At 68.9% G+C, this 26,391-nt stretch carries 24 protein-coding genes and 2 tRNA genes; 18 read left to right on the top strand and 8 right to left on the bottom strand.

Annotated features, from left to right (window positions below; genetic code table 11):
* Positions 1 to 23: 23 nt before the first annotated feature.
* Positions 24 to 965 carry a DUF3011 domain-containing protein gene (locus HNQ52_RS03485; protein ID WP_183959700.1) on the top strand — a complete coding sequence of 314 codons (942 nt, stop codon included), beginning with the start codon at positions 24 to 26 and terminating at the stop codon, positions 963 to 965.
* 89 nt (positions 966 to 1,054) lie between these two features.
* Here the strand turns inward: HNQ52_RS03485 and murA are convergent, their stop codons facing one another.
* Together murA and HNQ52_RS03495 are read right to left on the bottom strand one after the other, a co-directional pair.
* Positions 1,055 to 2,314, bottom strand: coding sequence for a UDP-N-acetylglucosamine 1-carboxyvinyltransferase (gene murA, locus HNQ52_RS03490; protein ID WP_183959701.1), 1,260 nt, complete (start codon positions 2,312 to 2,314; stop codon positions 1,055 to 1,057).
* A 134-nt stretch (positions 2,315 to 2,448) separates the two neighbouring features.
* Positions 2,449 to 2,682, bottom strand: a complete 234-nt coding sequence (locus HNQ52_RS03495; protein ID WP_183959702.1) for a BolA family protein — start codon at positions 2,680 to 2,682, stop codon at positions 2,449 to 2,451.
* A 254-nt stretch (positions 2,683 to 2,936) separates the two neighbouring features.
* Between HNQ52_RS03495 and HNQ52_RS03500 the strand changes: the two genes are divergently transcribed.
* The 10 genes from HNQ52_RS03500 to rapZ all read left to right on the top strand — a co-directional run bounded on the left by HNQ52_RS03500 (position 2,937) and on the right by rapZ (position 10,918).
* On the top strand, positions 2,937 to 3,977 hold the full coding sequence (locus HNQ52_RS03500) for a KpsF/GutQ family sugar-phosphate isomerase (protein ID WP_183959703.1): 1,041 nt from the start codon (positions 2,937 to 2,939) through the stop codon (positions 3,975 to 3,977).
* 273 nt (positions 3,978 to 4,250) lie between these two features.
* The gene (locus tag HNQ52_RS03505) at positions 4,251 to 4,787 is read left to right on the top strand and encodes a KdsC family phosphatase (protein WP_183959704.1); all 537 of its coding nucleotides are present in this window, start codon (positions 4,251 to 4,253) and stop codon (positions 4,785 to 4,787) included.
* Positions 4,784 to 5,353 carry an LPS export ABC transporter periplasmic protein LptC gene (gene lptC / locus HNQ52_RS03510; RefSeq protein ID WP_183959705.1) on the top strand — a complete coding sequence of 190 codons (570 nt, stop codon included), beginning with the start codon at positions 4,784 to 4,786 and terminating at the stop codon, positions 5,351 to 5,353. The genes HNQ52_RS03505 and lptC overlap by 4 nt, the downstream gene beginning before the upstream one ends.
* Positions 5,331 to 5,870: a lipopolysaccharide transport periplasmic protein LptA gene (lptA, locus tag HNQ52_RS03515; RefSeq protein WP_183959706.1), complete on the top strand. Its 540-nt coding sequence runs from the start codon at positions 5,331 to 5,333 to the stop codon at positions 5,868 to 5,870. Before lptC ends, lptA begins: the two co-directional genes overlap by 23 nt.
* Positions 5,870 to 6,589 (top strand): LPS export ABC transporter ATP-binding protein, encoded by a 720-nt coding sequence (gene lptB, locus HNQ52_RS03520; RefSeq protein WP_183959707.1) that lies wholly within the window; start codon positions 5,870 to 5,872, stop codon positions 6,587 to 6,589. Before lptA ends, lptB begins: the two co-directional genes overlap by 1 nt.
* A 28-nt stretch (positions 6,590 to 6,617) precedes the next feature.
* Positions 6,618 to 8,048 carry an RNA polymerase factor sigma-54 gene (locus HNQ52_RS03525; RefSeq protein WP_183959708.1) on the top strand — a complete coding sequence of 477 codons (1,431 nt, stop codon included), beginning with the start codon at positions 6,618 to 6,620 and terminating at the stop codon, positions 8,046 to 8,048.
* 129 nt (positions 8,049 to 8,177) lie between these two features.
* Positions 8,178 to 8,501 carry a ribosome hibernation-promoting factor, HPF/YfiA family gene (hpf, locus tag HNQ52_RS03530; RefSeq protein WP_183959709.1) on the top strand — a complete coding sequence of 108 codons (324 nt, stop codon included), beginning with the start codon at positions 8,178 to 8,180 and terminating at the stop codon, positions 8,499 to 8,501.
* A 74-nt stretch (positions 8,502 to 8,575) separates the two neighbouring features.
* The gene (locus HNQ52_RS03535; protein WP_183959710.1) at positions 8,576 to 9,046 is read left to right on the top strand and encodes a PTS sugar transporter subunit IIA; all 471 of its coding nucleotides are present in this window, start codon (positions 8,576 to 8,578) and stop codon (positions 9,044 to 9,046) included.
* Between the two features lie 28 nt (positions 9,047 to 9,074).
* Entirely contained in the window at positions 9,075 to 10,028 is a 954-nt protein-coding gene (gene hprK / locus HNQ52_RS03540) for an HPr(Ser) kinase/phosphatase (protein ID WP_183959711.1), read from the top strand.
* Positions 10,025 to 10,918 carry an RNase adapter RapZ gene (gene rapZ / locus HNQ52_RS03545; protein WP_183959712.1) on the top strand — a complete coding sequence of 298 codons (894 nt, stop codon included), beginning with the start codon at positions 10,025 to 10,027 and terminating at the stop codon, positions 10,916 to 10,918. The genes hprK and rapZ overlap by 4 nt, the downstream gene beginning before the upstream one ends.
* 570 nt (positions 10,919 to 11,488) lie before the next feature.
* Here the strand turns inward: rapZ and HNQ52_RS03550 are convergent.
* On the bottom strand, positions 11,489 to 12,049 hold the full coding sequence (locus HNQ52_RS03550) for a DUF3224 domain-containing protein (protein WP_246387486.1): 561 nt from the start codon (positions 12,047 to 12,049) through the stop codon (positions 11,489 to 11,491).
* Between the two features lie 73 nt (positions 12,050 to 12,122).
* Complete coding sequence (gene prpR, locus HNQ52_RS03555) at positions 12,123 to 13,730, bottom strand: propionate catabolism operon regulatory protein PrpR (RefSeq protein WP_183959713.1); 1,608 nt, start codon at positions 13,728 to 13,730, stop codon at positions 12,123 to 12,125.
* A gap of 556 nt (positions 13,731 to 14,286) precedes the next feature.
* On the opposite strand from prpR, the gene prpB reads away from it, so the two are divergent.
* The 7 genes from prpB (at position 14,287) to HNQ52_RS03590 (ending at position 22,507) form a co-directional block, all read left to right on the top strand.
* On the top strand, positions 14,287 to 15,174 hold the full coding sequence (gene prpB, locus HNQ52_RS03560) for a methylisocitrate lyase (RefSeq protein ID WP_183959714.1): 888 nt from the start codon (positions 14,287 to 14,289) through the stop codon (positions 15,172 to 15,174).
* A 143-nt stretch (positions 15,175 to 15,317) separates the two neighbouring features.
* Positions 15,318 to 16,469, top strand: coding sequence for a bifunctional 2-methylcitrate synthase/citrate synthase (gene prpC / locus HNQ52_RS03565; protein ID WP_183959715.1), 1,152 nt, complete (start codon positions 15,318 to 15,320; stop codon positions 16,467 to 16,469).
* 171 nt (positions 16,470 to 16,640) lie between these two features.
* The gene (gene acnD, locus HNQ52_RS03570; protein WP_183959716.1) at positions 16,641 to 19,250 is read left to right on the top strand and encodes a Fe/S-dependent 2-methylisocitrate dehydratase AcnD; all 2,610 of its coding nucleotides are present in this window, start codon (positions 16,641 to 16,643) and stop codon (positions 19,248 to 19,250) included.
* A 44-nt stretch (positions 19,251 to 19,294) separates the two neighbouring features.
* Complete coding sequence (locus HNQ52_RS03575) at positions 19,295 to 19,753, top strand: SRPBCC family protein (RefSeq protein ID WP_183959717.1); 459 nt, start codon at positions 19,295 to 19,297, stop codon at positions 19,751 to 19,753.
* Between the two features lie 228 nt (positions 19,754 to 19,981).
* On the top strand, positions 19,982 to 20,566 hold the full coding sequence (locus HNQ52_RS03580) for a hypothetical protein (protein WP_183959718.1): 585 nt from the start codon (positions 19,982 to 19,984) through the stop codon (positions 20,564 to 20,566).
* Positions 20,567 to 20,597: 31 nt separating this feature from the next.
* Positions 20,598 to 21,800: a 2-methylaconitate cis-trans isomerase PrpF gene (gene prpF, locus HNQ52_RS03585; protein WP_183959719.1), complete on the top strand. Its 1,203-nt coding sequence runs from the start codon at positions 20,598 to 20,600 to the stop codon at positions 21,798 to 21,800.
* Between the two features lie 152 nt (positions 21,801 to 21,952).
* Entirely contained in the window at positions 21,953 to 22,507 is a 555-nt protein-coding gene (locus HNQ52_RS03590; RefSeq protein ID WP_183959720.1) for an ECF-type sigma factor, read from the top strand.
* An 11-nt stretch (positions 22,508 to 22,518) separates the two neighbouring features.
* Here the strand turns inward: HNQ52_RS03590 and HNQ52_RS03595 are convergent, their stop codons facing one another.
* The 4 genes from HNQ52_RS03595 to csrA form a co-directional block, all read right to left on the bottom strand.
* Positions 22,519 to 25,266, bottom strand: a complete 2,748-nt coding sequence (locus HNQ52_RS03595) for a protein kinase domain-containing protein (RefSeq protein ID WP_183959721.1) — start codon at positions 25,264 to 25,266, stop codon at positions 22,519 to 22,521.
* 218 nt (positions 25,267 to 25,484) lie between these two features.
* Positions 25,485 to 25,561 (bottom strand) — tRNA-Arg (locus HNQ52_RS03600).
* A gap of 108 nt (positions 25,562 to 25,669) precedes the next feature.
* A tRNA-Ser gene (locus HNQ52_RS03605) sits at positions 25,670 to 25,762 on the bottom strand.
* Between the two features lie 183 nt (positions 25,763 to 25,945).
* Positions 25,946 to 26,152 (bottom strand): carbon storage regulator CsrA, encoded by a 207-nt coding sequence (gene csrA / locus HNQ52_RS03610; RefSeq protein ID WP_183959722.1) that lies wholly within the window; start codon positions 26,150 to 26,152, stop codon positions 25,946 to 25,948.
* Positions 26,153 to 26,391: the final 239 nt, after the last annotated feature.

Below are 26,391 nucleotides of genomic sequence, written 5' to 3' on the forward strand. Positions count from 1 at the left end.
ACCATCGGGAGGGAGGTGAGGACATGCGCACGATTCTGCTGTTGCTCGGCTTGGTACTCGCAGTGGGACTGACGCAGGAGGCCACGGCCCAGGTGTCCAAGGCGTATGCGCCGGACAATCTGTCGGGGCTCAACGAAGCCGATCGCGTGCGCGTGATCGAGCGCGAATATGCCGACCAGTCCAACGGCCGCCGCATTCCGGACGACCAGCTCGAGTTCTACCTCGACCAGATCCGCTCGGGCTGGCGCTTCACCGACATCAAGAACGACATCTCGCTGTCGCTAGGCGGCACCGGCGCGGGCTGGCGCCCCGTGCCCGGACGTCCCGGCCCCGGGCTCGGCGGCGAAATCCTGTGCGAGAGCCGCGACCGGCGCCCCACCGAATGCGACACGCCGTGGCGCGGCGTGGCCCGGCTGTCGCGCCAGATTTCGTCGGCGCGCTGCAGCGAGGGCAAGGACTGGGGGTCGCGCCCGGGCATGGTGTGGGTGTCGAACGGTTGCCGGGCGCGCTTCGTCGAGGACGACCGCTACAGCCCGCCGATCGGCGGCGGCGGCAGCCCGATCGCGGGCGAAGTGGTCTGCGAAAGCCACAACAAGCGCTACACCGAGTGCCGCTCGCCGTTCCGCGGCGACGTGGAACTGGTGCGCCAGTTTTCCGACCGCGGCTGCAAGCTCAACGTGGACTGGGGCTACCGCCCCGGCGTGATCTGGGTGAAGGACGGGTGCCGCGGCGCGTTCGGACCGGCGCGCGGCGGTCACGGCGGCAACTGGCACGACGACTACACCGTCACCTGCACCAGCGACGACAACCGCTATCGCACCTGCGCGTGGACCAGCCGCAGCCGTCCGTTCCTGCTCGAACAACTCTCGCGCGCCGCGTGCGTGGAGGGCCGCACCTGGGGCTACGATCCGCGCGCGGGCCTGTGGGTCGATCGCGGCTGCCGGGGACGGTTCGGCGTGCGCTGAGCGCACGGCGTTCTTCGTCGCGTTGAACACCAACGCCCGCGCCGGCCGGCGCGGGCGTTCGTCTCGGTGTGCCGCGGACCGGCGGCCGATCAGGCCGGCAGTCGGCGGATGCGCGCGCCGAGGCCGCCGAGTTTTTCCTCGATATTCTCGTAGCCGCGATCGATGTGGTAGACGCGGTCCACCGTGGTTTCGCCGCTCGCGACGAGACCGGCGAGCACCAGCGACGCCGACGCGCGCAGGTCGGTGGCCATGATCGGCGCGCCGCTCAACTGGCTGGAGCCGCGGATCGTGGCGGTATTGCCGTCCACCGCGATGTCCGCGCCGAGCCGCTGCAGTTCCTGCACGTGCATGAAGCGGTTCTCGAACACCGTCTCGGTGATGTGGCCCACGCCTTCGGCCACCGAGTTGAGCGCGGTGAACTGTGCCTGCATGTCGGTCGGGAACGCGGGGTACGGCGCGGTGACCAGATCGACCGCACGGGGGCGGTGGCCGCGCATGTCCAGTTCGATCCAGTCGTCGCCGGTGCTGATGTGGGCGCCGGTGTCCTCGAGCTTCTCCAGCACCGCGCCGAGCGTGTCCGCGCGCGTCTTCTTGGCGACGACGCGGCCGGCGGTCATCGCACCGGCCACGAGGAAGGTGCCGGTCTCGATGCGGTCGGGCAGCACGTCGTACTTGCAGCCGTCGAGGCGGTCGACGCCCTCGATGGTGATGGTCGCGGTGCCGGCGCCGTCGATCTTCGCGCCCATCGCGATCAGGCAGTTGGCCAGGTCCTCGACCTCCGGCTCCTGTGCGGCGTTTTCGATGACGGTGGTGCCGCGCGCGAGCGCCGCGGCCATCATGATGTTCTCGGTGCCCGTCACGGTGACCATGTCCATCACGATGCGCGCGCCGACGAGGCGATCGGCCTTGGCACGGATGTAGCCGTTCTCGACGCTGATCTGCGCGCCGAGGGCTTCGAGTCCCTTGATGTGCATGTTCACCGGACGCGAGCCAATGGCGCAGCCGCCCGGCAGCGACACGTCCGCCTGGCCGAAGCGCGCGACCAGCGGGCCCAGCACGAGGATCGACGCGCGCATGGTCTTCACCAGCTCGTACGGCGCGCGGAAGTGGTCGGCGCGGCGCGAGTCCAGGCCGATGCGCATGCGGTCGTTGAGCGCCAGGTCCACGCCCATCTGGCCGAGCAGTTCCATCGTGGTGGTGACATCGTGCAGGTGCGGCACGTTGCCGATGTCCATCGGGCCGTCGGCCAGCAGGCCGGCGGTGAGGATCGGCAGCACGGCATTCTTGGCGCCGGAGATCTGCACCTCGCCGTTGAGCGCGATGCCGCCTGTGATGAGGATCTTCGCCATGGGGGTCTCGTGGGAAAAATGGAAAGGCGCGACGCCGGCGTGGCGCCGGACCGCGGTCGCGCGCCGGAACCGTCCGGGTTCGTCGCGCGCATGGAACAATGGACCGATGCCGGCCGCGCGGCCCGCCGCGACGCTCAGGCGCCGGCCTCGTCCGGCGTCAGGGTGCGCAGGCTCAGCGCGTGGATCTCGCCGCCCATGCGCTCGCCCAGGGTGGCGTAGACCATCCGATGCCGCGCCAGCGGCAGCTTGCCGCGGAAGGCCTCGCACACCACCACCGCCTCGAAGTGCACGCCGTCGTCGCCGTGCACGTCGGCGCGGCTGCCCGGCAGCCCGGTTTCGATCAGTTGGCGGATTGTGGCGGCATGCATCGGGCAGGAGTCCGGCGGTGGATGGCGAAATGGAGGCGGTGTCGACTTGGCTGGCCGGCGGACGATCGCTCGCACGGCGGCGATCCGTTCCCGCCTGCCGTCCGGGCAACGGGCCCGGGGCGGCGCCGGATCCGGACCGAGCGGAGGCGGTCCGAGGTGGGCCGGTCCGGGGGCCTGGAGTAGACTAGCCGCACATCATAAATCAAAACGCCCGCGGCTCTGCGTCCTGCAGCCGCAGGCAACGGGACTGCCACATGAATGCCGCCCAGATCCACCCGCTCGCGCGCAGCCCGCTCCAGAGCGGCATCGGCGCGTCGGAGCCCGACCCCGATGCGATTGTCGCAAGCGGCGTCCACGTGATCGACGTGGAAACGCGCGCCCTGCAGGCGCTGCGCCCGCGCATCGGCGCCGCGTTCGTCGCGGCCTGTCGCCGGATGCTCGAATGCCGGGGCCGCGTGGTCTGCACCGGCATGGGCAAATCCGGCCACATCGCGCGCAAGGTCGCCGCCACGCTCGCCTCCACCGGCACGCCGAGCTTCTACGTGCACCCGGGCGAGGCCAGCCACGGCGATCTGGGCATGATCACCGATATCGACGTCGTTCTCGCGCTGTCCAATTCCGGCGAGACCGAGGAACTGCTCACCATCGTGCCGGTGCTCAAGCGCCAGGGCACCGCCCTGATTGCGATGACCGGCCGGCCCGAATCCACACTCGCCACGCTCGCGGACCTGCATCTGGACGTCAGCGTGCCGGAGGAAGCCTGCCCGCTGGGCCTGGCGCCGACGTCCAGCACCACGGCGGCGCTGGTGATGGGCGACGCACTCGCCATCGCGCTGCTCGACGCACGCGGCTTCACCTCGGAGGATTTCGCCCGCTCGCATCCGGCCGGAAGCCTGGGCCGGCGTCTGCTGCTGCACATCGCCGACATCATGCACAGCGGCGACGGCATCCCGCGCGTGGGCGCCGACGCGACCCTGAGCGAAGCGCTCGTCGAGATGAGCCGCAAGCGCCTGGGCATGACGGCCGTCGTCGACGACGACGATCGCCTGCTCGGCGTCTTCACCGACGGCGACCTGCGCCGCGCGCTCGACGAAGGCACCGACGATGTCCGCACCACGCCGGTGCTCGCGTCGATGGGGCGCAACCCCAAGACCATCGGCGCGGACAAGCTCGCGATCGAGGCCGCGCACCTGATGGAGGAGTTCAAGATCAACGCGCTGATCGTGGTCGACGCGCAGCAGCGCGTGGTCGGTGCGCTGAACATTCACGATCTGCTGCGGGCGCGTGTGGTGTAGTCGACGCCAGCGGACACGGCAGCGCGCCAGTTTGCGTTCTTCGCTCCGGAGGGCGAACCGCCGCAGCTTGCGTTCCTTCTCCCTGCGGGAGAAGGTGCCGGCAGGCGGATGAGGGCGCCACCTTCCCTCCGACTCGAGGCACACCGGAACGTAGCTCCCTCATCCGCCTTCGGCACCTTCTCCCGCAGGGAGAAGGAAAAGCACAGCGGCAACTTGGCGCCTCATGCGCCTCCGGCACGTTCTGTCGCCGGGCGAAGGAACAGCAGAACAGCCATGACCGATCCAGACATCCAGCAACGCGCCGCCCGCATCAAGCTCCTCGCACTCGACGTCGACGGCACCCTCACCGACGGCCAGCTGTGGTTCTCCGACGACGGCATCCAGTACAAGGCCTTCAGCGCCCACGACGGCCTCGGCCTCAAGCTGCTGCGCCAGCACGGGATCGAGGCGGCCATCATCACCGCGCGCACCAGCCCGGTGGTCGAGGTGCGCGCGCGTGACCTCGGCATCACGCACGTCTACCAGGGCAGCCGCGACAAACGCGCCAGCCTGCTCGACCTGTGCAGCAAGTTGAACCTCGACCCGCTCGACACCGCGATGATGGGCGACGACCTCTCCGACCTCCCCGCGATGCGCATCTGCGGCCTCGCCGCGGCGCCGGCCAACGCGCATCCGTGGATGGACGGCCGCGTGCACTGGAAAGGCGAACGATCCGGCGGCTTCGGCGCGGTGCGCGAACTGTGCGATCTGCTGCTCTCGGCCCAGGGCAAGGTCGACTTCATCCTCGACAGCTACTGGCCCGCGCCTTGAACCTGCGCGTCCTGCCCGTCGTCGCGCTGGTGCTCGTGGCGGTCGCGAGCAGCTGGCTGCTGTGGCGGCTCTACCAGCGCGAGGAACCGGCATCGCTCGTCGGACCGCCGCGTTCGGACTACGCGCTGACGAACTTCGATCTCATCGCGCTGGACGACGAAGGCCGCGAATCGTTCCGCGTCACCGGCCCGATGCTGTCGCGCCATCCCTTCCTCGGCACGCTCGACATCGAACAGCCACGGTTCCGTTTCCCGGACGCCGACGGCCAGCCGTGGAACGCGCAGTCCGCGCGCGCGTGGGCGGCGGCCGACGGCAAGGAACTGCGCCTGGTCGGCGAGGTGGCGTTCGACGGCCCGCCGCGCGAGGGCGGCGGACGCATCGAACTGCGCACGCCGCAACTGACCATTTTCCCCGACGCGCGCGAAGTCAAAAGCGATGCGCTCGTGAACATCGTCTCGCCGGGCGCTACACTGCGCGGCCGCGGCCTGTACGCCAATCTCGACACGCGCCGCTTCCAGCTCCTTTCCGAGGTCCGTGCCGACTATGCGCCGTCATCCCGCCGCTGAAGCCGTCCTGCTGCTGACGCTGTTGCTGCCCGCGCTCGCGTCCGCGCGCTCCACCGACCGCAATGCCGACATGCAGGTCGAGGCCACCGGCGCCGACGCCGTGCTCAACGACAACGGCGAGTCCGTGCTGACCGGCGTCACCATCACCCAGGGCACCCTGCGCATCGAAGCGGCCAAGGCAACCATCACGCGCACCGCTGGCGACATCTCGCGCATCGTGCTCGAAGGCACGCCGGCGCAGCTGCAGCAGGAAAACGACAACGGCGAACTGATGAAGGCGCGCGCCCGCCGCATCGACCACAACCCGGTGACCGAGGTCATAGTGCTGACCGGCGCGGTGGAGGTGGACCAGGGCACCAACACCATGCGCGGCGAACGCCTCACCTACGACACCAAATCCGGCCGGCTCAATGCCGACGGCGGTGGCGGCGACGGCAAGATCCGCATGACGCTGCAGCCGCGCAAGACCACCGAACCGGCGCCCGCGCCGGCAGGCGAGGCGGGCGGCGGCCGCTGATGCTCGTCGCGCGTTCGCTGCGCAAGCGCTACCGCTCGCGCGAGGTCGTCAAGGATTTCGGGCTGCAGCTGCGTCCCGGCGAAGTCGTCGGCCTGCTGGGCCCGAACGGCGCCGGCAAGACCACCTGCTTCTACATGATCGTCGGGCTGGTCGCGGCCGACGGCGGCGCCATCGTGCTCGACGGCGAGGACATCACCGCGCTGCCGATGCACGCCCGCGCCCAGCGCGGCGTCGGCTACCTGCCGCAGGAGCCGTCCGTGTTCCGCCGCCTGAGCGTGGCCGACAACGTCATGGCCGTGCTCGAACTGCGCAAGGATCTGGACCAGCAGGGCCGCGAGAACGAACTGCTCGCACTGCTGGAGGAACTGCAGGTGGCGCACGTGTCGGACCAGCTCGGCGCCAGTCTGTCCGGCGGCGAACGCCGGCGCGTGGAAATCGCGCGCGCGCTCGCCGGAAAGCCGCGCCTGATGCTGCTCGACGAACCCTTCGCCGGCGTCGACCCGATTTCGGTCGGCGACATCCAGAAGATCATCCGGCACCTAAAGGCGCGCGGCATCGGCGTGCTCATCACCGACCACAACGTGCGCGAGACCTTGGGCATCTGCGACCGCGCGTATATCCTGAGCGAAGGCACCGTGCTGGCGCAGGGCGACCCGGACGCGATCCTCGCCAACCCCGACGTACGTCGGGTGTACCTGGGCGAAGGTTTCCGGATGTAATGCGCAGGCGCACGCAGAGACACTCCCCTTGAAACCGACGCTCCAGCTCAAACTCGGACAGAGCCTGACCCTGACGCCGCAGCTGCGCCAGGCGATCCGGCTGCTGCAGCTGTCGAGCATCGAGCTCGAAACCGAGCTCAACGAGGCGCTCGAATCCAATCCGCTGCTGGAGCGGCCCGAGGACGTCATCCCCGAGCCCGAAGCGCCGTCCGCGCAGGAAGGGCCCGACGCCACGCCGGCAGACACCAAGCAGGAAGCCGAGGCCGAATTCGAGGCCGAGCCCGAGTGGGACCTCGACGACTACATGCCCGGCTCCGGTTCCGGCAGCGGCGACCGCGACGACGACGGCGAACGCGAAGTTGCGGGGGCCGTCACCGAAGACCTGCAGGACCACCTGCTCTGGCAGCTCAACCTCACCCCGATGTCGGCCTCGGACCGCGCCATCGCGGTGGCCCTGATCGAGGCCATCGGCGACGACGGGTACCTGAGCGAAACGATCGAGGCGATCCGCGACGGCCTGCGTCCGGACGTCGACGCGGACATCGAGGAAATCGAGGCCGTGCTGCATCGCCTGCAGCGCTTCGACCCGGTCGGCGCCTGCTCGCGCAACCTGTCCGAATGCCTGCTGGTGCAGCTGTCCGAATTCGACCGGGACCTCGACGGGCTCGCGCTCGCCAAGCGCATCGTGCAGGGCCATCTGGAGGTGCTGGCGAAGATCGGCCCGGAGCGCCTCGCCGCGCAGCTCGGCGTCGGCACCGACGAGATGACCGAGGCCGTCGCGCTGGTGCGCTCGCTCGATCCGCGCCCCGGCGCGCACATCGCCACGCAGAGCACCGAATACGTCACGCCCGATGCCTATGCGCTGCGCCACAACGGCGTCTGGCGCGTCAGCCTCGCACCGGGCTGCCGCCCGCAGCTGTCGATCAACCGCCACTACGAATCGCTGATCGCACGCGCCGGCAAGGGCGACGCCGCCTACCTGCGCGGCCAGCTGCAGGAGGCGCGCTGGCTGATCAAGAGCCTGTCCACGCGTGCCGACACCGTGCTGCGTGTGGCGCAGTGCATCGTGCGGCACCAGACCGGCTTCCTCGAACACGGTCCCGAAGCCATGCGCCCGCTGGTGCTGCGCGAGGTGGCCGACGAACTGGAACTGCACGAGTCCACGATCTCGCGCGTCACCACGCGCAAGTATCTGCACACCCCGCGCGGCACCTTCGAATTCAAGCACTTCTTCTCGTCGAGCCTGGCCACGGCCGACGGCGGCAGCGCCTCGTCAACCGCCATTCAGGCGATGATAAAACGCCTTGTGGATCAGGAAGATCCGCGCAAGCCGCTGTCGGACGCCAAGCTCGCGAACGACCTCAAGGGCGAGGGCATCACGGTGGCGCGCCGAACCGTGGCAAAATACCGCGAAGCGATGAACATTCCCTCGTCCAACGAGCGCCAGAGGCTCGGCTGAACATGTCGGCGACCTGTCCGGACCGGCCCTCCCGCCTTGGCATCCGTGCCACCTTCCCCCATGGTTCCATTGCAGGCCAGTGACGGCCGGCAAGCGTCACCCGCACGTCAACTCACACGGAGGAACACCATGCGCATCGAGATCAGCGGACACCAGATGGACGTCACCCCCGCCCTGCGCGAATACGTGCAATCGAAGTTCGACAAGCTCGAGCGGCACTCCGACCAGCTCCTCGACGGCCACGTCATCCTGAGCTGCGAGAAGCTCCTGAAAAAGGCCGAAGCCACCTTCAATCTTTCCGGCCACACGATCCACGCCGAATCCTCGGCCGAGGACATGTACGCCTCGATCGATCTCCTGCTCGACAAGCTGGACCGCCAGCTGCTCAAGCACAAGGAGAAGATCACCAACCACCACCGCGGCGACAGCGTGTCGCGCATGACCGTCGAGTGAATCGCGCCGAGTAACGCCGCGCCACGACGCGGCGACCGGCACAGCGTAGCCACGCCTCAGGGGGCAGCCAACTCATGCATCTCATCGATCTGCTGGCGCCGACGCGCGTCGTCGCCGGCGCCAGCATCACCAGCAAGAAGCGGCTGCTGGAGCTGCTCGCCACCCGCCTCGCGGATGGCGGCAGCGCCGATCTCGAACGCCGCATCTTCGACAGCCTGTGCTGCCGCGAGAAGCTCGGCTCCACCGGCCTGGGCCACGGCGTGGCGATTCCGCACGGACGCATCGCCGGCCTGGGAACCGCGGTCGGCGCCTTCGTGCGCCTGTCCGAGCCGCTCGCGTTCGACGCGCTCGATGCCCGGCCGATCGATCTGATCTTCGCGCTCGCAGTGCCGGAGCACTTCACCAACCAGCATCTCATGCTGCTCTCGCAGCTGGCCGAAATGTTCGGTGATACCGCCTTCTGCGCCCGCCTGCGCGCGGCTCGCGACAACGGCGCGCTGTACGCCGCACTGTCGGAGTGGCAGCTGACGCACGCGGCGGCGTGAGATGTCGGACGGCAGCGCGAACCACGCGATGGCCACCCGCATCACCGCCAGGGAACTGTTTGACCAGCTGCAGGAGCGGCTCGGCCTGCGCTGGATCGCCGGGCAGCGCGGCGAACGCCGCGAGCTCGAATCGGGCGAACACCTGCAGCGTCGCCCCGCGATGGCGGGCTACCTCAACACCATCCACGCCAACAAGGTGCAGATCGTCGGCAGCGAGGAGCTCAATTACCTCGACGGCCTCGATCCGCGCCAGCGCTGGGAGTCGCTCGCGCGCATCGTCAACGACACGCCGCTGGCGCTGGTCATCACCAAGGACCGCGTCGCGCCCGCCGACCTGCGCGACGCGGCCAACGAATCGGACACGCCGCTGTGGGTGTCCTCGCGCCGCGGCCACGAACTGCTGACCTACTTCCAGTACCACCTCGCGCGTGCGCTGGCGCCGCGCGTGACGCTGCACGGCGTGTTCATGGAGCTCAACTCCATCGGCGTGCTGATCACCGGCGAATCGGGCCTGGGCAAGAGCGAACTGGCGCTGGAACTGATCTCGCGCGGCCACCGGCTGGTGGCGGACGATGCGCCGGAATTCACCCAGATCGCGCCGGACGTGCTCGACGGCACCTGCCCGGAGATGCTGCAGGACCTGCTCGAAGTGCGCGGCGTCGGCATCCTCAACATCCGCGACATGTACGGCGACACCGCGGTCAAGAAGAACAAGTACCTGCGCCTGATCCTGCACCTCGAACGCCAGGAGTACGGCCCCGCGACAAAGCCGATCGACCGTCTCTACGGCGACACCAGCTCGCGCCGCGTGCTCGACCTCGACATTCCGCTGATCACCCTGCCCGTCGCCGCCGGCCGCAACCTTGCCGTGCTGGCCGAGGCCGCGGTGCGCGCGCACGCGCTCAAGACCAAGGGCTTCGACGCCGCGCAGACTTTCATCGACCGGCAGGCGCACCAGATGCGCCGCCAGGAGCAGCCGTGACGGAGCACGACGCCACGCGCGACGGCGCGCGCGCGCCGCTGCTCGTCGTCAGCGGCCTGTCCGGCGCCGGCAAGAGCGTCGTGCTGCGCACGCTCGAAGACCTCGACTACTACTGCGTCGACAACCTCCCGGCCGAACTGCTGCCGGCCTTCGTCGCCAGCATCGCCGGCGCCGACGGCACCTCGCCGCCGCTCGCGGTGGGCATCGACGTGCGCAACCGCCCGCAGGACCTCGAACAGTTGCCGCACTCGCTCGCGCGCACCGGCGCGATGGGCTACGAACACCAGCTGATCTTCCTCGACACGCGCGACGAGGTGCTGATCCGCCGCTACAGCGAAACCCGGCGCCGCCATCCGCTCAGCCTCGACGGCCTGCCGCTCGCGGATGCCATCGCGCTCGAACGCCAGCGCGTGCGGCCGCTGATCGCGATCGCCGATCGCGTGATCGACACCTCCGACTTCAACGTGCACCAGCTGCGGCGCTGGGTGGTCACCGAGCTCGCGCTCGATGCCACGCCCGGGCTGTCGATCCTGTTCGAATCCTTCGCGTACCGGCGCGGCGTGCCGGGCGACGCGGACTTCGTCTTCGACGTGCGCTGCCTGCCGAACCCGCACTGGGACGCGACCTTGCGCCCGCTCTCGGGCCGCGACAGACCGGTGCGCGAGTACTTCGAACAACAGGCGACGGTGCGCGACTACGTCGACCAGGTGGCCACCTTCCTCGACCAGTGGCTGCCACGCTTCGAGAACGACTCGCGCAGCTACGTCACCATCGCGCTCGGCTGCACCGGCGGCCGCCACCGCTCGGTCTACTGCGCCGAAGCACTGGCCGAACACTGCCGCGGGCGCGGCCGCAGCCAGGTGGTGACGTTCCATCGCGAGATCGAGTAAGGGCTGCGACGGCCGACGGCCGTTCGCGTCGACCCATCGCCGCATCGCGCCTGCTCGCCACGAACCCGTTACTGGTCGCCGCGACCTCGCTTCTGCTCAAGCGCCGACGCCCCAATCTCGTCATCCCGGCGAAGGCCGGGATCCAGTTCCTGCGCACCAGAGCGAACCGAACCTGCGTCCGCACGCGATCCCCATCGCTCGTCATCCCTGCGCAGGCAGCGATCCAGCTGTCGCCGTTACCCGCCACCGCGCCGCAAAGGCCGCCTGTGCGCACGCACGCCTCTCCGACGCATCCCCGCCCCTCTCCCGTCGTCCCGGCGAAAGCCGGGACCCAGTGACGTTGCTTTGATTCGATCGGAAACGCAGGCAACCGAGCAGAGTCACTGGGTCCCGGCTTTCGCCGGGACGACGGTGGGGAGGATGCCGCCATCGTGTGGCGAAGGGACTTCACTGGGACGCAAGCCGCATCGCGACGCACTCGGCATCGTGAAGCTGGCGCGTGCGGGCAGCAGTTGCCAGCACGGGACTGTCGAGCGGTGCGAGCGTGCCGCACGCTCGCTCCCGCCCCAATCATTCCGCCGGCAACGAATACTCGAACACGTAATAGTGCTTCCCGCCCGTGATCTCGATCTGCATCCGCCCCGCCAACCCGGCCAACTCGCCCGTCGCCGAATCCGGCACCACCGCCAGATCCAGATGCTGCGCCCCGCGGTCCATCGTGCCGGAATGCTGCAGCACGAACGTGCCCTTGCGTCCGTCGAGCGCGCCGTCCACCTGCTCCATCGCCACGTAACCCGCCGAGCCTTCCACCGCGCTGCGGAACGCCAGCATCTGCCCCTTGCTCGTCGCCTCGAGCGCGCCGTGGAACCGTTTGTCCAGCCCGAACCGCCCGATCGCCTCGCCCAGCGCCGCGTCGGCCGGCTGCGGCAACATCTTCACGTCGAATTCGCCACGGATCGTCTGGGTCATTGCGGTCTCCTTGCTGGATTCGGTCTGCGAAGCGGCGGGCGGCGTGGCGACCGGCGTCTCCGCCTGCACGCGCGCCGACCACGGCGCGAAACACGCGAGCGTCAACACGAGGCCGGCGAAACGGATCCCCGCCGTGGAATCGGATATCGGACGCAGATGCATGACGGACCTCCCGGACAGGCCGCCACGGTACACGAACCGGCGTCGCAACCACTGCGACACGGCGACCACGTCATCACGCCGTGATCCCGGCCGCATGCAGCCAGCGCCACAGCGTGGTGCGCGACACGCCGAGCGCCTCCGCCGCTGCCTCGCGATTGCCGTCGACTGCGGCCAGCGCGACACGCAATGCGGCCGCCGAGGGGCGCCGCACGCGGCCACCGGACGTCGCCTGTCCACCGTCCGGCGCGTGCGCGCCGTGTGCCGATACGCCTGCGCCCACGAGCCGTGTCGTCCGTCCCAGCTCGGGCACCCACGCACGCAATGCCGCGGCATCGATCGCCGCACCTGCCCCATTCGCCTGCCAGTGCACGCCCACGCGCTCGACCACGTTGCGCAGCTCGCGCACGTTGCCCGGCCACGCGGCCGCGCGCAGCAGGCGACGCGCGCCCTCGCGCCAGATGCGCCGGGCGTCGCCGTACGGCCGGAAGAACAGATCGACCAGGCCGTCGATGTCGTCGCGTCGCGCCGCCAGCGTCGGCAATACGATCCGCAGCACGGCGATGCGGTAGAACAGGTCGGCGCGGAAGCCACCGGTGGTCACTTCGGCGTCGAGATCGCGCAGGCTCGCGGCGACCACGCGCACGTCCACCGGCACGGGCAGCGTGCTGCCGACACGCTGCACTTCGCGTTCTTCCAGCACGCGCAGCAGGCGCGTCTGCAGCGGCAGCGGCAACTCGCCGATCTCGTCGAGGAACAGCGTGCCGCCGTCCGCGGCTTCGACATAACCCGCGCGCCCGCCGCGCCGTGCGCCGGTGAAGGCACCGTCGGCGTGGCCGAACAGTTCGGCCTCGAGCAGCGATTCGCTCAGCGCACCGCAGTTCAACGCCACGAAACGGCCACGCCGTCCGCTGCCCGAATGCAGCGCACGCGCCACGAGTTCCTTGCCGGTGCCGGTCTCGCCCTGCACCAGCACGCTGGCGCCGTGGCGCGCGTAGATGGCGATGCGCTCGCGCACGGCCTGCATCGGCGCGCTGTCGCCGACCAGCACGCGCGATTCGCCGCGCGCACGCGGGCGCGCCTCGCGCTCGCCGCCAGCGCGCGCGACCGTCTGCGCGACGGTCTGCGTCAACGCGATCGCGCGCTCGAAGGCGTTGCGCACCGAATCCGCGGAGTACAGCAGCACGCCCGGCACGCCTGCGGCGTCGGCGAAATCGATCGCCATGCCGGTGCCGACGATCACGCCGGTGCCGGCCGCGGCGAGTTCGGCGACGCGATTGCGCGCGTCCTCCTGCGTGACGAAGCGGCGGTGCTCGATGGCGAGCTTGAAGCGCTGGCGGAAGGCGTCGAAGTCCGGTACGTCCGTGGCGTGCGTGACGACGCCGATCCGCGTCGCGATGCCGCGGGCGCGGGCCAAGGCTTCCATCAGGTCGAACCCGGTGGCCTCGACCGGCACCAGCGGCACGTCGAGCCGGCTGCGCAGGTAGGCAGCGTTGGAACCGCCGGCCACGAGCACGTCGCAGCGCTCGGTGCGCAGGCGCTTGCGGATGATGGCCACGGCGTCGTCGAAGCCGGCGTTGATCGGGGATATGTCGGCGCGGGCGTCGAACTCGGGCATCACGTCGCTGAGCAGGCGGGTGAGGCGGGAGATGCTGACGGTCCAGATGACGGGGCGGTGGTCCATGGCGTTGCGGCGGGGTCGGTTCGTTTCATGTTACATCTGAAACGTTGCAACGTTTCACAACGGGTTGCCGAGCATGCCCATCACGCTTCGCCTCCGATCGAACTGGGTCGGCATCGACTCGAAGCCTCCAGACGCCTCTTAAAGCCGCTCGAAGCCTCTCGAAACCTTTAGACGCTGCTCGAAGCCTCTCGACGCTGCTCGAAGCCGTTCGAAGCTTCTTCGAAGCCGGCAGCCATCGCCCGACGAAAACCCCACCTACGGTCATTCCCGCGAATGCGGGAATCCAGCGCCCCTTCTTGGTTTTGACGTCCTACCCGAGCGCCGAACCGAGCAAAGGCGCTGGATTCCCGCATTCGCGGGAATGACGGCCGGGAGAGGTCTCCATAGCAATTTAGGCATCGACTTCGGCAGCCTCACATCCAGCCTCGCGGCACGACGGCGGACACGCTCACGTCGCCACGCCGTATCGACCGGCCACCCCATTCCCCCGGCAGTACAATCCCCGGCTGGCACGCGCATTGCTCTCCCCATCCCATCCACCACCTCAGGGATCCGCATGTCCACACCCACCTCCGCCGGCGCCCGCTTCCGCGCCGCGCTCGCCGCCGAATCCCCGCTGCAGGTGATCGGCGCCATCAACGCCAACCACGCCCTGCTCGCCAAACGCGCCGGCTTCCGCGCGATCTATCTCTCCGGCGGCGGCGTCGCCGCGGGTTCGCTCGGCCTGCCCGACCTCGGCATCAACACGCTCGACGACGTGCTCACCGACGTGCGCCGCATCACCGACGTCTGCGACCTGCCGCTGCTAGTCGACATCGACACCGGCTTCGGCCCGAGCGCGTTCAACATCGCGCGCACGGTGCAGTCGCTGATCAAGTTCGGCGCGGCCGCGTGCCACATCGAGGACCAGGTCGGCGCGAAGCGCTGCGGGCATCGGCCGGGCAAGGAGATCGTCTCGGCGGACGAGATGGTCGATCGCGTGAAGGCGGCGGCGGACGCGAAGACCGGCAGCGACTTCTTCCTGATCGCGCGCACCGATGCGATCCAGGTGGAAGGCGTGGATGCGGCGATCGAACGCGCACAGCGCTGCGTCGAGGCCGGTGCGGACGGCATCTTCGCCGAGGCGGCGTACGACCTGCCGACCTACAAGCGCTTCGTCGATGCGGTGAAGGTGCCGGTGCTGGCGAACATCACCGAGTTCGGCAAGACGCCGTTGTTCACGCGCGACGAGCTCGCGTCGGTGGGCGTGGGGATCCAGCTGTATCCGCTCAGTGCGTTCCGTGCGATGAACAAGGCAGCGGAGGCGGTGTACACGGCGGTGCGGCGCGATGGGCACCAGAAGAACGTGATCGATCTGATGCAGACGCGTGAGGAACTGTACGACCGGATCGGGTATCACGCGTTCGAGTCGCGGCTGGATGCGTTGTTTGCGGCGAAGAAGTGAGCTTTCGGGTTGGGCGGTTGAACAGTCCGCGACGAACGTTCGCGCGACGGCAACGCCGGACCCTCTCCCCAACCCCTCTCCCACGGGGAGAAGGGCTCGATTCCCGGCAATTGGTTTGAACTGAGGCAAGAAGGATTTTTGCGATGAGTGAACAGGCAACGGGCTTCAAGCCCAAGAAATCGGTGGCGCTGTCGGGCACGATGGCGGGCAACACGGCGCTGTGCACCGTGGGACGCACCGGCAACGATCTGCATTACCGCGGCTACGACATCCTCGATGTCGCCAACGCCTGCGAGTTCGAGGAGATCGCCTACCTGCTGGTGCACGGCAAGCTGCCCACCGTGGCGGAACTGACCGCGTACAAGACCAAGCTGAAAGCGCTGCGCGGCGTGCCCGCGGCGGTAAAGACGGCGCTCGAAGCGCTGCCGCCGTCGGCGCATCCGATGGACGTGCTGCGCACCGCCGTCTCCGTGCTCGGCTGCGTGTCGCCGGAGAAGGACGACCACAATCATCCGGGCGCACGCGACATCGCCGACAAGCTGATGGCCTCGCTCGGATCGATGCTGCTGTACTGGTACCACTTCAGCCACAACGGCAAGCGCATCGACGTCGAGACCGACGACGATTCGATCGGCGGCCACTTCCTGCACCTGCTGCACGGCGAAAAGCCCAGCGATTCGTGGGTGCAGGCGATGCACACCTCACTGATCCTTTACGCCGAACACGAATTCAACGCCAGCACCTTCACCGCGCGCGTGATCGCCGGCACCGGCAGCGACATGCATTCGTGCATCGCCGGCGCGATCGGCGCGCTGCGCGGGCCGAAGCATGGCGGCGCGAACGAAGTCGCGTTCGAAGTGCAGAAGCGTTACGACACGCCGGACGAGGCCGAGGCCGACATCAAGGCCCGCGTCGAGCGCAAGGAAGTCGTGATCGGCTTCGGCCACCCGGTGTACACGACGGGCGATCCGCGCAACAAGGTCATCAAGGAAAGCGCGCGCCAGCTCTCGGCCGAACAGCAGAACATGAAGATGTTCGACATCGCGGCGCGTCTGGAAGCGGTGATGTGGGACATCAAGAAGATGTTTCCGAACCTCGACTGGTTCAGCGCGGTGAGCTACCACATGATGGGCGTGCCGACGGCGATGTTCACGCCGCTGTTCGTGCTGGCGCGCACGAGCGGCTGGGCGGCGCATGTGATCGAGCAGCGCATCGACGGCAAGATCATCCGGCCGAGTGCGAACTACACCGGCCCGGAAGACCTGAAGTTCGTGCCGATCAAGGATCGCAAGTAGTTCCATCCACCCTACCCACCGTCGCCCCGGCGAAAGCCGGGGCCCAGTGACGTTGCTTCAGATCGTCACGACAGGAGCAACGCCACTGGGTCCCGGCTTTCGCCGGGACGACGGTGAAATGTTCCCGGATCACCCGCTTTCCGCGCTCCAGCCCGACGGCAGTCCAGCCAAATGAACACGAACCACCGCAGCCCCCTCCCCGGCACCAATCTCGACTGGTACGACGCCCGCGCCGCCATCGACGCACTCGCGCCCGGCGCCTACGCCACCCTGCCCTACACCGCGCGCATCCACGCCGAAAACCTCGTTCGCCGCGCCGACCCTTTGCTGCTCGACGACTTCCTCCGCCAGCTCATCGAACGCCGCAGCGACCTCGACTTCCCGTGGTTCCCCGCCCGCGTCGTCTGCCACGACATCCTCGGCCAGACCGCGCTCGTCGACCTCGCCGGCCTGCGCGATGCGATCGCGGACCAAGGCGGCGACCCGGCACAGGTGAACCCCGTCGTCCCGGTGCAACTCATCGTCGACCACTCGCTCGCCGTCGAATGCGGCGGCTACGTGCCCGATGCCTTCGCGAAAAACCGCGCCATCGAAGACCGCCGCAACGCCGACCGCTTCGATTTCATCGACTGGACCAAGCTCGCGTTCAAGAACGTCGATGTGATCCCGCCCGGCAACGGAATCATGCACCAGATCAACCTGGAGAAGATGTCGCCGGTGATCTACGTGCAGGACGGCGTCGCCTTCCCCGACACCTGCGTCGGCACCGACAGCCACACGCCGCACGTCGACGCCCTCGGCGTGATCGCGGTGGGCGTCGGCGGGCTCGAAGCCGAGAACGTGATGCTCGGCCGTGCCTCGTGGATGCGGCTGCCGGAGATCGTCGGCGTCGAGCTCACCGGCCGCCACGCGCCCGGCATCACCGCCACCGATCTCGTGCTCGCACTCACCGAGTTCCTGCGCAAGGAAAAGGTGGTCGGCGCGTATCTCGAATTCTTCGGCGAAGGCGCGGACAGCCTCACCATCGGCGACCGCGCCACGATCTCGAACATGTGCCCCGAGTACGGCGCCACCGCCGCGCTGTTCTACATCGACAAACAGACGATCGACTACCTGCGCCTCACCGGCCGCACGGACGAACAGGTCGCCCTCGTCGAAACCTACGCGAAGCAGGCCGGACTCTGGTCCGACGCGCTGAAGACGGCGCAGTACGAGCGCGTGCTGCGCTTCGACCTGTCCAGCGTCGAACGCACGATGGCCGGCCCGTCGAATCCGCACAAGCGCCTGCCGACTTCGGCGCTGGCCGAGCGCGGCATCGCAGCCAATCTCGACGCCGCACGCGCGCAGGAAGCGCAGGGCCTGCTGCCCGACGGCGCCGTCATCATCGCCGCGATCACCAGCTGCACGAACACGAGCAACCCGCGCAACGTCATCGCCGCCGCGCTGCTCGCACGCAACGCACGCGCGAAAGGCCTCGTCCGCAAACCGTGGGTGAAAACCTCGCTCGCGCCCGGTTCCAAGGCCGTGCAGCTGTATCTCGAAGAAGCGAACCTGCTGCCGGACCTCGAAGCCCTCGGCTTCGGCATCGTCGCCTTCGCCTGCACTACCTGCAACGGCATGAGCGGCGCGCTCGATCCCGCGATCCAGCAGGAAATCATCGACCGCGATCTCTACGCCGTGGCCGTGCTCTCGGGCAACCGCAACTTCGACGGCCGCATCCATCCCTACGCGAAGCAGGCCTTCCTCGCCTCGCCGCCGCTCGTGGTCGCCTACGCCATCGCCGGCACGATCCGTTTCGACATCGAGAAGGATGCGCTCGGCGTCGACGCCAACGGCCACCCCATCACGCTGAACGACCTGTGGCCGAGCGACGCCGAGATCGACGCCATCGTCGCGCAGGCCGTGAAACCCGAGCAGTTCCGCGGGGTCTACGGCCCGATGTTCGACATCCGTGTTGAGCACGGCGCGAAGGTGAGCCCGCTGTACGACTGGCGTCCGCAGAGCACCTACATCCGTCGCCCGCCGTACTGGGAAGGCGCGCTGTCCGCGCCGCGCACGCTGCACGGCATGCGCCCGCTCGCGGTGCTCGGCGACAACATCACCACCGACCATCTCTCGCCGTCGAACGCGATCCTGCTCGACAGCGCGGCCGGCGAATACCTCGCGAAAATGGGCCTGCCGGAAGAGGACTTCAATTCCTACGCGACGCATCGCGGCGATCACCTCACCGCGCAGCGCGCCACGTTCGCGAATCCGAAGCTTGTCAACGAAATGGCGATCGTCGACGGCAAGGTGCAGCAGGGCTCGCTCGCCCGCATCGAACCGGACGGCACCGTCACGCGCATGTGGGAAGCGATCGAAACCTACATGGACCGCCGCCAGCCGCTGATCATCATCGCCGGCGCCGACTACGGCCAGGGCTCGTCGCGCGACTGGGCCGCGAAGGGCGTGCGGCTCGCCGGCGTGGAAGCCATCGTCGCGGAAGGTTTCGAGCGCATCCATCGCACCAACCTCATCGGAATGGGCGTGCTGCCGCTGGAGTTCAAGCCGGGCCAGAACCGCCACAGTTTCGGCATCGACGGCACCGAAACCTTCGACGTGATCGGCGACCGCACCCCACGCGCCGACCTCACTGTCGTGATCCATCGTCGCGATGGCGAAACGATGCGCGTGCCGGTCACCTGCCGCCTCGACACCGCGGAAGAGGTGTCGATCTACGAAGCCGGCGGCGTGCTGCAGCGCTTCGCGCAGGATTTCCTCGCCGCGTCGAAATCCGCCTGAGTCATCCGTCGCACTGCTGTGACCCCACCACAGGAGACCGCACCATGTCCGACAACGACCACACCGTCCGCCTCCACCGCGTGCTGCGCGCGCCACCGGCCCGCGTCTACAAGGCCTTCCTCGACGCGCACGCGAAAGCGCGCTGGCTGCCGCCCTACGGGTTCATCGGCCAGGTGCACGAGGACGATGCACGCGTCGGCGGCAGATACCGCATGTCGTTCACCAACTTCGGCACCGGCAGCAGCCATTCCTTCCACGGCGAATACAGGGAACTGGTCCCGAACGAGCGCATCGTTTACACCGACGAGTTCGACGACCCCAACCTCCCCGGCATCATCCACGTCACCGTCGAACTGCGGCAGGTGACGTGCGGCACCGAACTGCGCATCACGCAGGCCAATCTGCCGGACATGATTCCGGTGGAGTCCTGCTATCTCGGCTGGCAGGAATCGCTGCAGCAGCTCGCGAAGCTGGTGGAGCCGGAGATTCCGGACGGTCCGTGATGCCACATCCGGGGCACCGGACCTCTATTCCGTCGTCCCGGCGAAAGCCGGGACCCAGTGACGTTGCTCTACTTTTCCAGCGCCTGGCACACATCGAAGAAACGTCGCTGGGTCCCGGCTTCCGCCGGGACGACGGGCGGGGTGGCGCCGCATCGCCAAAGCACAGTCGCAGGCCGTGACATTCTCGTCGACGTTACTGACGCGGCACCAGCACACCGGAGATTGCACATGGCTTCGAACAACGCACCACGCCTGCTGCTATTGGCGTTTCCTCCGCTTTCGGTACGCGCCGCGCTCGCCGAGCGCTTGATCGCGTTAGGAGTGACCGAAAAGCTCGGCAATCGACTACTGCGGTTCGAGCTGCTGCATCAGTCGTTCTCGGGCAGGTTACTCAATCCGTCCAACGAACAATGCGATGCGCTGATCCACGCATGCGCAGGCATTTCGGCACATGCGTGCACGCTGCGGTTCAACCGTGTCGAGGGCCCGAACGTGGAGGCAGGCAGGACGCATTGCACCCTGCTGCCTCGCGGCAAACCGAAGGCCTTCGCCGAGACGCACGCGTCCGTAAGCCGGCATCTGCGTGCGTCCGGATTCGAGGCGATGGCTACCGGCAACACGCCGCACATGACGCTGAGCTACAACGCCCTCACGTCATTCGCGAATATCCCGATCGTGCCGACGATCGACTGGACCATCGATGAACTCTGCCTCGCGATCGGCGGAGGCAATCCGTATCGTTACGAAGTCATCGGCCGCTGGCCGCTGTTGCCCGAGCTCGCGGCGCCGACAGTCCAGCCTGCGCTTTTCTGATTCCATCCCCAGCCTTGCACGCGGAGTCCGCATGTCGTTCGAAACCCAAATCCGCATCCCCGCCACCTACATGCGCGGCGGCACGTCTAAAGGCGTGTTCTTCAAGCTCGACGACCTGCCCGAGGCCGCGCGCGTGCCGGGTGCGGCGCGCGATGCGTTGCTCATGCGCGTGATCGGCTCGCCCGATCCGTACGGAAAGCACACCGACGGCATGGGCGGCGCAACGTCGAGCACGAGCAAGTGCGTGATCATTTCGCCGCCGTCGGTGCCGGATCACGACGTCGACTATCTGTACGGCCAGGTCGCGATCGAACACGCGTTCGTCGACTGGAGCGGCAACTGCGGCAACCTGTCGTCGGCCGTGGGGCCGTTCGCGATCGCGAACGGCATGGTCGATCCGGCGCGCGTGCCGCGCGACGGCATCGCGACGATTCGTATCTGGCAGGCGAACATCGGCAAGACCATCGTCGCGCACGTGCCGATGCGCGACGGACAGGTGCAGGAAATCGGCGAGTTCGAGCTCGACGGCGTGGCATTTCCCGCGGCGGAGATCGTGCTGGAGTTCATCGATCCGGCCGACGAGGGTGATGGCGACGACGGCGGCGCGATGTTCCCGACCGGCAATCCCGTCGACACGCTCGACGTGCCGGGCGTCGGCACGCTGCCGGCGACGATGATCAACGCCGGCATTCCGACCATCTTCGTCAACGCGGCCGACATCGGCTACACCGGCACCGAGCTGCAGCAGGCGATCAACGAGGACAAGGCCGCGCTGGCGACGTTCGAAGCGATCCGCGCGCAGGGTGCGCTGCGCATGGGCATCGTGACGTCGCTCGACGAGATGGCGAAGCGGCAGCATTCGCCGAAGGTGGCGTTCGTGGCGCCGCCGCGGACGTACGTGTCATCGGCGGGAAAGACCGTGAAGGCAGCCGATGTCGATCTGGTGGCGCGCGCACTGTCGATGGGTAAGCTGCACCACGCCATGATGGGCACGGCGTCGGTGGCCATCGCCACGGCGGCCGCGGTGCCGGGCACGCTGGTGAACGCTGCGGCGGGCGGCGGCAGGCGCGAGGTGGTGCGCTTCGGGCATCCGTCCGGCACGCTGCGCGTGGGCGCCGAGGTGACGCAGGTCGGCGGCGCGTGGACGGTTGCCAAGGCGGTGATGAGCCGAAGCGCCCGCGTGCTGATGGAAGGCAGCGTGCGCGTGCCGTGCGACGACGTGTACCGGTCGTAGCGCCGCGCCGTCCGGCGGCAGTAGCGGCGGGACGTGGACCGAGCCCGGACCGGACGACACGGCTCGCGGGCACACCCTGCCGGCAGACCGAGGCGCCGCTCCGTCGGCAAGCGAGGTCGCACGCCGCGGCGCTGGGCTATGATCGGCGCACGATGACCGAGCCCCGATCCGACGCAGCCGTCCCGCCCGCATCGCTCGCTGCGTCCGGCGACGACACGCTTTACGCCGAGCTGGTGAAGATCGCGCGCAGCGAACTGGCGCGCCATCAGCGCCGCGGCACGCTCGACACGCGCTCGCTGGTGCACGAGACGTGGATCAAGCTGCACGACACCGATCCGTCGCGCTACGCCAGCCGCAAACACTTCTACGCCACGGCCGCGCATGCGATGCGGCACGTGGTGATCGACTACGCCCGCGCGCGCCAGGCGCAGCGGCGCGGATCGGGCACCGAGCTGCTGTCGCTCGACGTGGTGGATATGCAGCCGCTGGCGCTGGATGCGCAGGTCGAGCAGCTGGTGCAAATGGATGCGGCGCTGGAGCGGCTCGCGCAGGCCGATCCGCGCCTGGTGCAGGTGGTGGAGCTGCGTTACTTCACCGGCCTGGACGTGCGCGAGATCGCCGAGCTGCTCGGCGTGTCGGAGCCCACGATCAAGCGCGACACGCGCGTGGCCAAGGCCTTCCTGGAAAAGGAACTGGCTGCCGGCTGAGCCGCACGCCGTCAGCCGCGCGCCGCGCCGGGTGTCGCGGCGACGATGGCGTCGAGGATCTCGAGGTAGGGATCGTCCGCGCGCACCGCGGCGCGGTAGTTGCGCAGCGCCTCGGGCAGACTTTGCGCCGCGCGCCGGTCGCCACGGCGTGCGAGGCAGGCCGCATGCAGCAGGCCGGTGTAGATCGTGCGCGCATCCTTGTCGTCGCCCCGATTCGTCGCGGACAGGCGCATCGCGGCGGCGCTGTCGTCGCAGTGCGGCGGCACGCCGCGCGCCAGGTGCACGCGCGCCAGTCCGTTGTAGGGCGTCACCGACTGCGCGTTGCCTTCGCCGTGGAGCTGGCGGTAGATGTCGATGGCGTCGCGGTAGCCGGATTCGGCCGCGTCGAGCTCCCCCAGCGCGAGCTGCACCGACGCCACCGCCATCACCGACTGCACCGTGCCGGTGTGCACGTGCCCGAACGCGGCTTCGCGGATGCGCAATGCCTCCTGCGCCAGCGGCAGGGCACCGGCCGCGTCGCCGAGCATGAGGCGCGCGTAGGCGACATTGTTGGCGGCGTTGGCGAGCGTGGGATGGTTCGCATCGTGGATCCGGCGGCGCGCGGCGAGCACCTGCTCGAACATCGGCGCCACCTCGGCATAGCGGCGCTGCGCGAACAGCACGCTGGCAAGATCGTTGACCGCGCCGACGGTGATGGTGTGCTCGTCGCCGTAGACCGTGCGATAGATCGCCAGCGCTTCGCGCCGCAATGCCTCCGCGTCGGACAGCGGCCCGACGTTGGAACGCACCATCGCCAGCGCCGCGACGGCGCGTGCGCGCACCGCGTCGTCGAGCGCGCCGGGCAGCGGGAACGCATCGTACGCGCGCTGCGCGAGCGCGAGCGCCTCGTCGTGGCGCCGGTGCAGCTCGTACAGCGACACCAGCGCGCCGGCGACGTCCTGCGTCTGCGCGTCGGCCAGTCCGAGCCTGCGCTCGCGCACCGCCAGCGAGGCGACGTAGTGCGCCTCCGCGCGCTCGTGCTGCCCGAGCGCCTGCGCGGCACGGCCCAGATGGTAGTCGTAGGCCGCAGCCCGCAGGCTGCGGCTGTCGCCGCCGGCGGCGAGCGCCGCGCGCGGCGGGGTCAGGTCGTCAAGCACATCCTGGAAGCGCCCGAGACGCTGCAGAGCCGCGGCTCGCGCCAGCAGCGCCTCGTGCAGCGCGTCGGCATCGTCGCCCGCACGCGCCAGCGCCAGCGCTTCGTTCAGCAGCGGCAGAGCCTGATCGTCGAGCCCGAGGCCGTGGTGGGCGCTGCCCATGGTGCGCAGCAGCGCGGCGCGCGCCTCGGGCTGGTCGACGAGTGCGCTGCGGATGCGCCGGCTGCCCTGCTCGAGCAGCTCGCGTGCGGTCACGTCGCGGCCGCGCGCGGCCTCCGGATCGGCCAGTTCGAACAGATCCTGCATGAAGGCGAGCGCCTCGCGCGACGTGGCCGCCTCCACGCGTGCCGCGCGTGCCTGCCATAACGCCGCGCCCAGGCCCGCGATCAGCGCGCACACCGCGAGCGACGCGAAGCCGACGGCCAGCGCGTGGCGCTGCACGAACCGGCCCATGCGGTACCGCGTCGATCCGCGCCGCGCGAGCACCGGACGCCGCGCCAGGTGCGCACGCACGTCGTCGGCCAGCAGCCGCACCGAGGCATAACGCTCGTCCGGGTGCTTGCGCAGCGCCTTGAGCACGATGGCATCGAGGTCGCCGCGCAGGCTGCGGCGCAGCGACGCGGGCGTGAGGCCGCGCAGACGCGCGATGTCGTCGGCGTCGCCCGTCTGCGCCGCGGACCGCTCGACCACGCGCGTGCTCGGCCGCAGCGGCGGATCGTGCAGCACCGCGTGTTCGATCCCGGCCACGCTGCGCGCCGTGTTGCGGTAGGGCCGGTGTCCGGTCAGCAGTTCGAACAGCAGAACACCAAGCGAATAGATGTCGACGGCGGTGGTCGTCACGCCGCCGGCGATCTGCTCGGGCGCGGCGTACTCGGGCGTGAACAGGCGCAGGCGTGCGACCGTGCTTTCGCTGGCGATGCCGGGCTCGATGAGCTTGGCCACGCCGAAGTCGAGCAGCTTCACGCTGCCGTCTTCGGAGACGAGGATGTTCGACGGCTTGAGGTCGCGATGCACGACGAGGCGGCCGTGCGCGTAGGCCACGGCGTCGCACACGGTGAGGAACAGCGCGAGGCGCGCGTCGAGGCCGAGCCGGTGGCTGTCGCAGTGCGCGCGCAGGTCGACGCCTTCGACGTATTCCAGTGCGAGGTACGGATCGCCGCTGGCGTCGGCGCCGCCGTCGAGCAGGCGCGCGATGTTCGGATGTTCCAGACCCGCGAGGATCTGGCGCTCCGCGGCGAGCCGCGCCAGCACGTCGGCCTGCGCGAAGCCGGTGCGCACCACCTTCAACGCAGCGCGCTGGGCGAAGCCGCCCTCGATGCGTTCGGCGAGGTACACCGTGCCCATGCCGCCCTCGCCCAGCACGCGCTCCACGCGCCAGGCGCCGTAGCGGCGTCCGAGGCGTGCTTCGGCGGCGCGTTGCGCGTAGTCGGCGATGAGGTCGGGGACGCGTTCGGGCAGCGAGGTGGGCGTGCCGGTCCGGGCATCGGCCACCAGCATGGCGCGCACATCGTCGCGCAGCGTGATGTCATCGCATTCGCGCCTGAGCCACGCGTCGCGCTCGGTCTCGGGCAGGTCGAGCGCATGTTCGAACAGTTCGCGCGTGCGCTGCCAACGTTCGCGATCCACCGGTCTGCCCCGCCTGCCTGAGGCGCGCAGGTTACACCGCCGCGCGCGCGGCGACAGCGGTACGCAACCGTGGCGCGTGCGGTGCACGGCGTGCTCGGCGCACGACCGATCCGTGCGCTGCATCACGCTTGCCGCGGCTCGTCTGCGATCCACGTCGCAGATCACGGGCCACAACGAAAAACGCCAGCGAATCGCTTCGCTGGCGTGATCGTCTTGTATGGCGCGCCCGGAGAGATTCGAACTCCCGACCACCAAGTTCGTAGCCTGGTGCTCTATCCAGCTGAGCTACGGGCGCAAAGAAGCGAAATTATGAAAGCAATCCGGGAGTCCGTCAAGCCTTCGTCACGTCGGTGTTGCACTGCGATCGTCTCGCGAAACGTCCAACACACGGCCGTTTCGCGAGTGGCGGAGTGAGAGGGATTCGAACCCTCGATAGAGCTTTTGACCCTATACTCCCTTAGCAGGGGAGCCCCTTCGGCCTCTCGGGCATCACTCCGGATCGCTCCCGCGCGGCGGCAATTCCGAACCCGCCGCATGGGACGCGGAAGGATAGCGGCTTGCGGGCCCCGGGTAAAGAAGTCGAGCGGGTGGAGAATGGAGAGGACCGAGAAAGGAGCGGACGGCGTGTTCGCCCGCACTCGTATCTCGTCCCGCTTCATTCCCCGCTGCAGCTGAATCGCTAGACCGACTTGGCCTCGGCCGCCGGCGCGTTTTCCTCGGCGCCGTCGCGCTTGATGCGCTGGAAGATTTCCTCGCGGTGCACCGACACGTCCTTCGGCGCGCTGATGCCGACCCGGACCTGGTTGCCCTTGACGCCCAGCACGGTCACGGTGATCTGGTCCCCGATCATGAGGGTTTCCCCGACGCGTCGGGTAAGAATCAACATGTCACTCTCCTGAGCCGCACTCGCGTGCGGCACTCCCCCAAACAACCGCGCCGCCCCCGCGGCGCCGGCAATCCTTCGCCACTGCCTTAACGGCACGTGACCCTGAGCCCCATACTATCCAAGCGGTTGCGGTGTCGCAATTGATCGGCGTCAATGGCGATGGAACGTGACGGATCGTGCGATCGGGCGAACGTCGCCGGAGCCGCGGTCCGAGGCTGCGGGCCGCAGCGCCCGCAACG

The organism is Chiayiivirga flava (assembly GCF_014202825.1).
Taxonomy (GTDB): Bacteria; Pseudomonadota; Gammaproteobacteria; order Xanthomonadales; family Xanthomonadaceae; genus Chiayiivirga; species Chiayiivirga flava.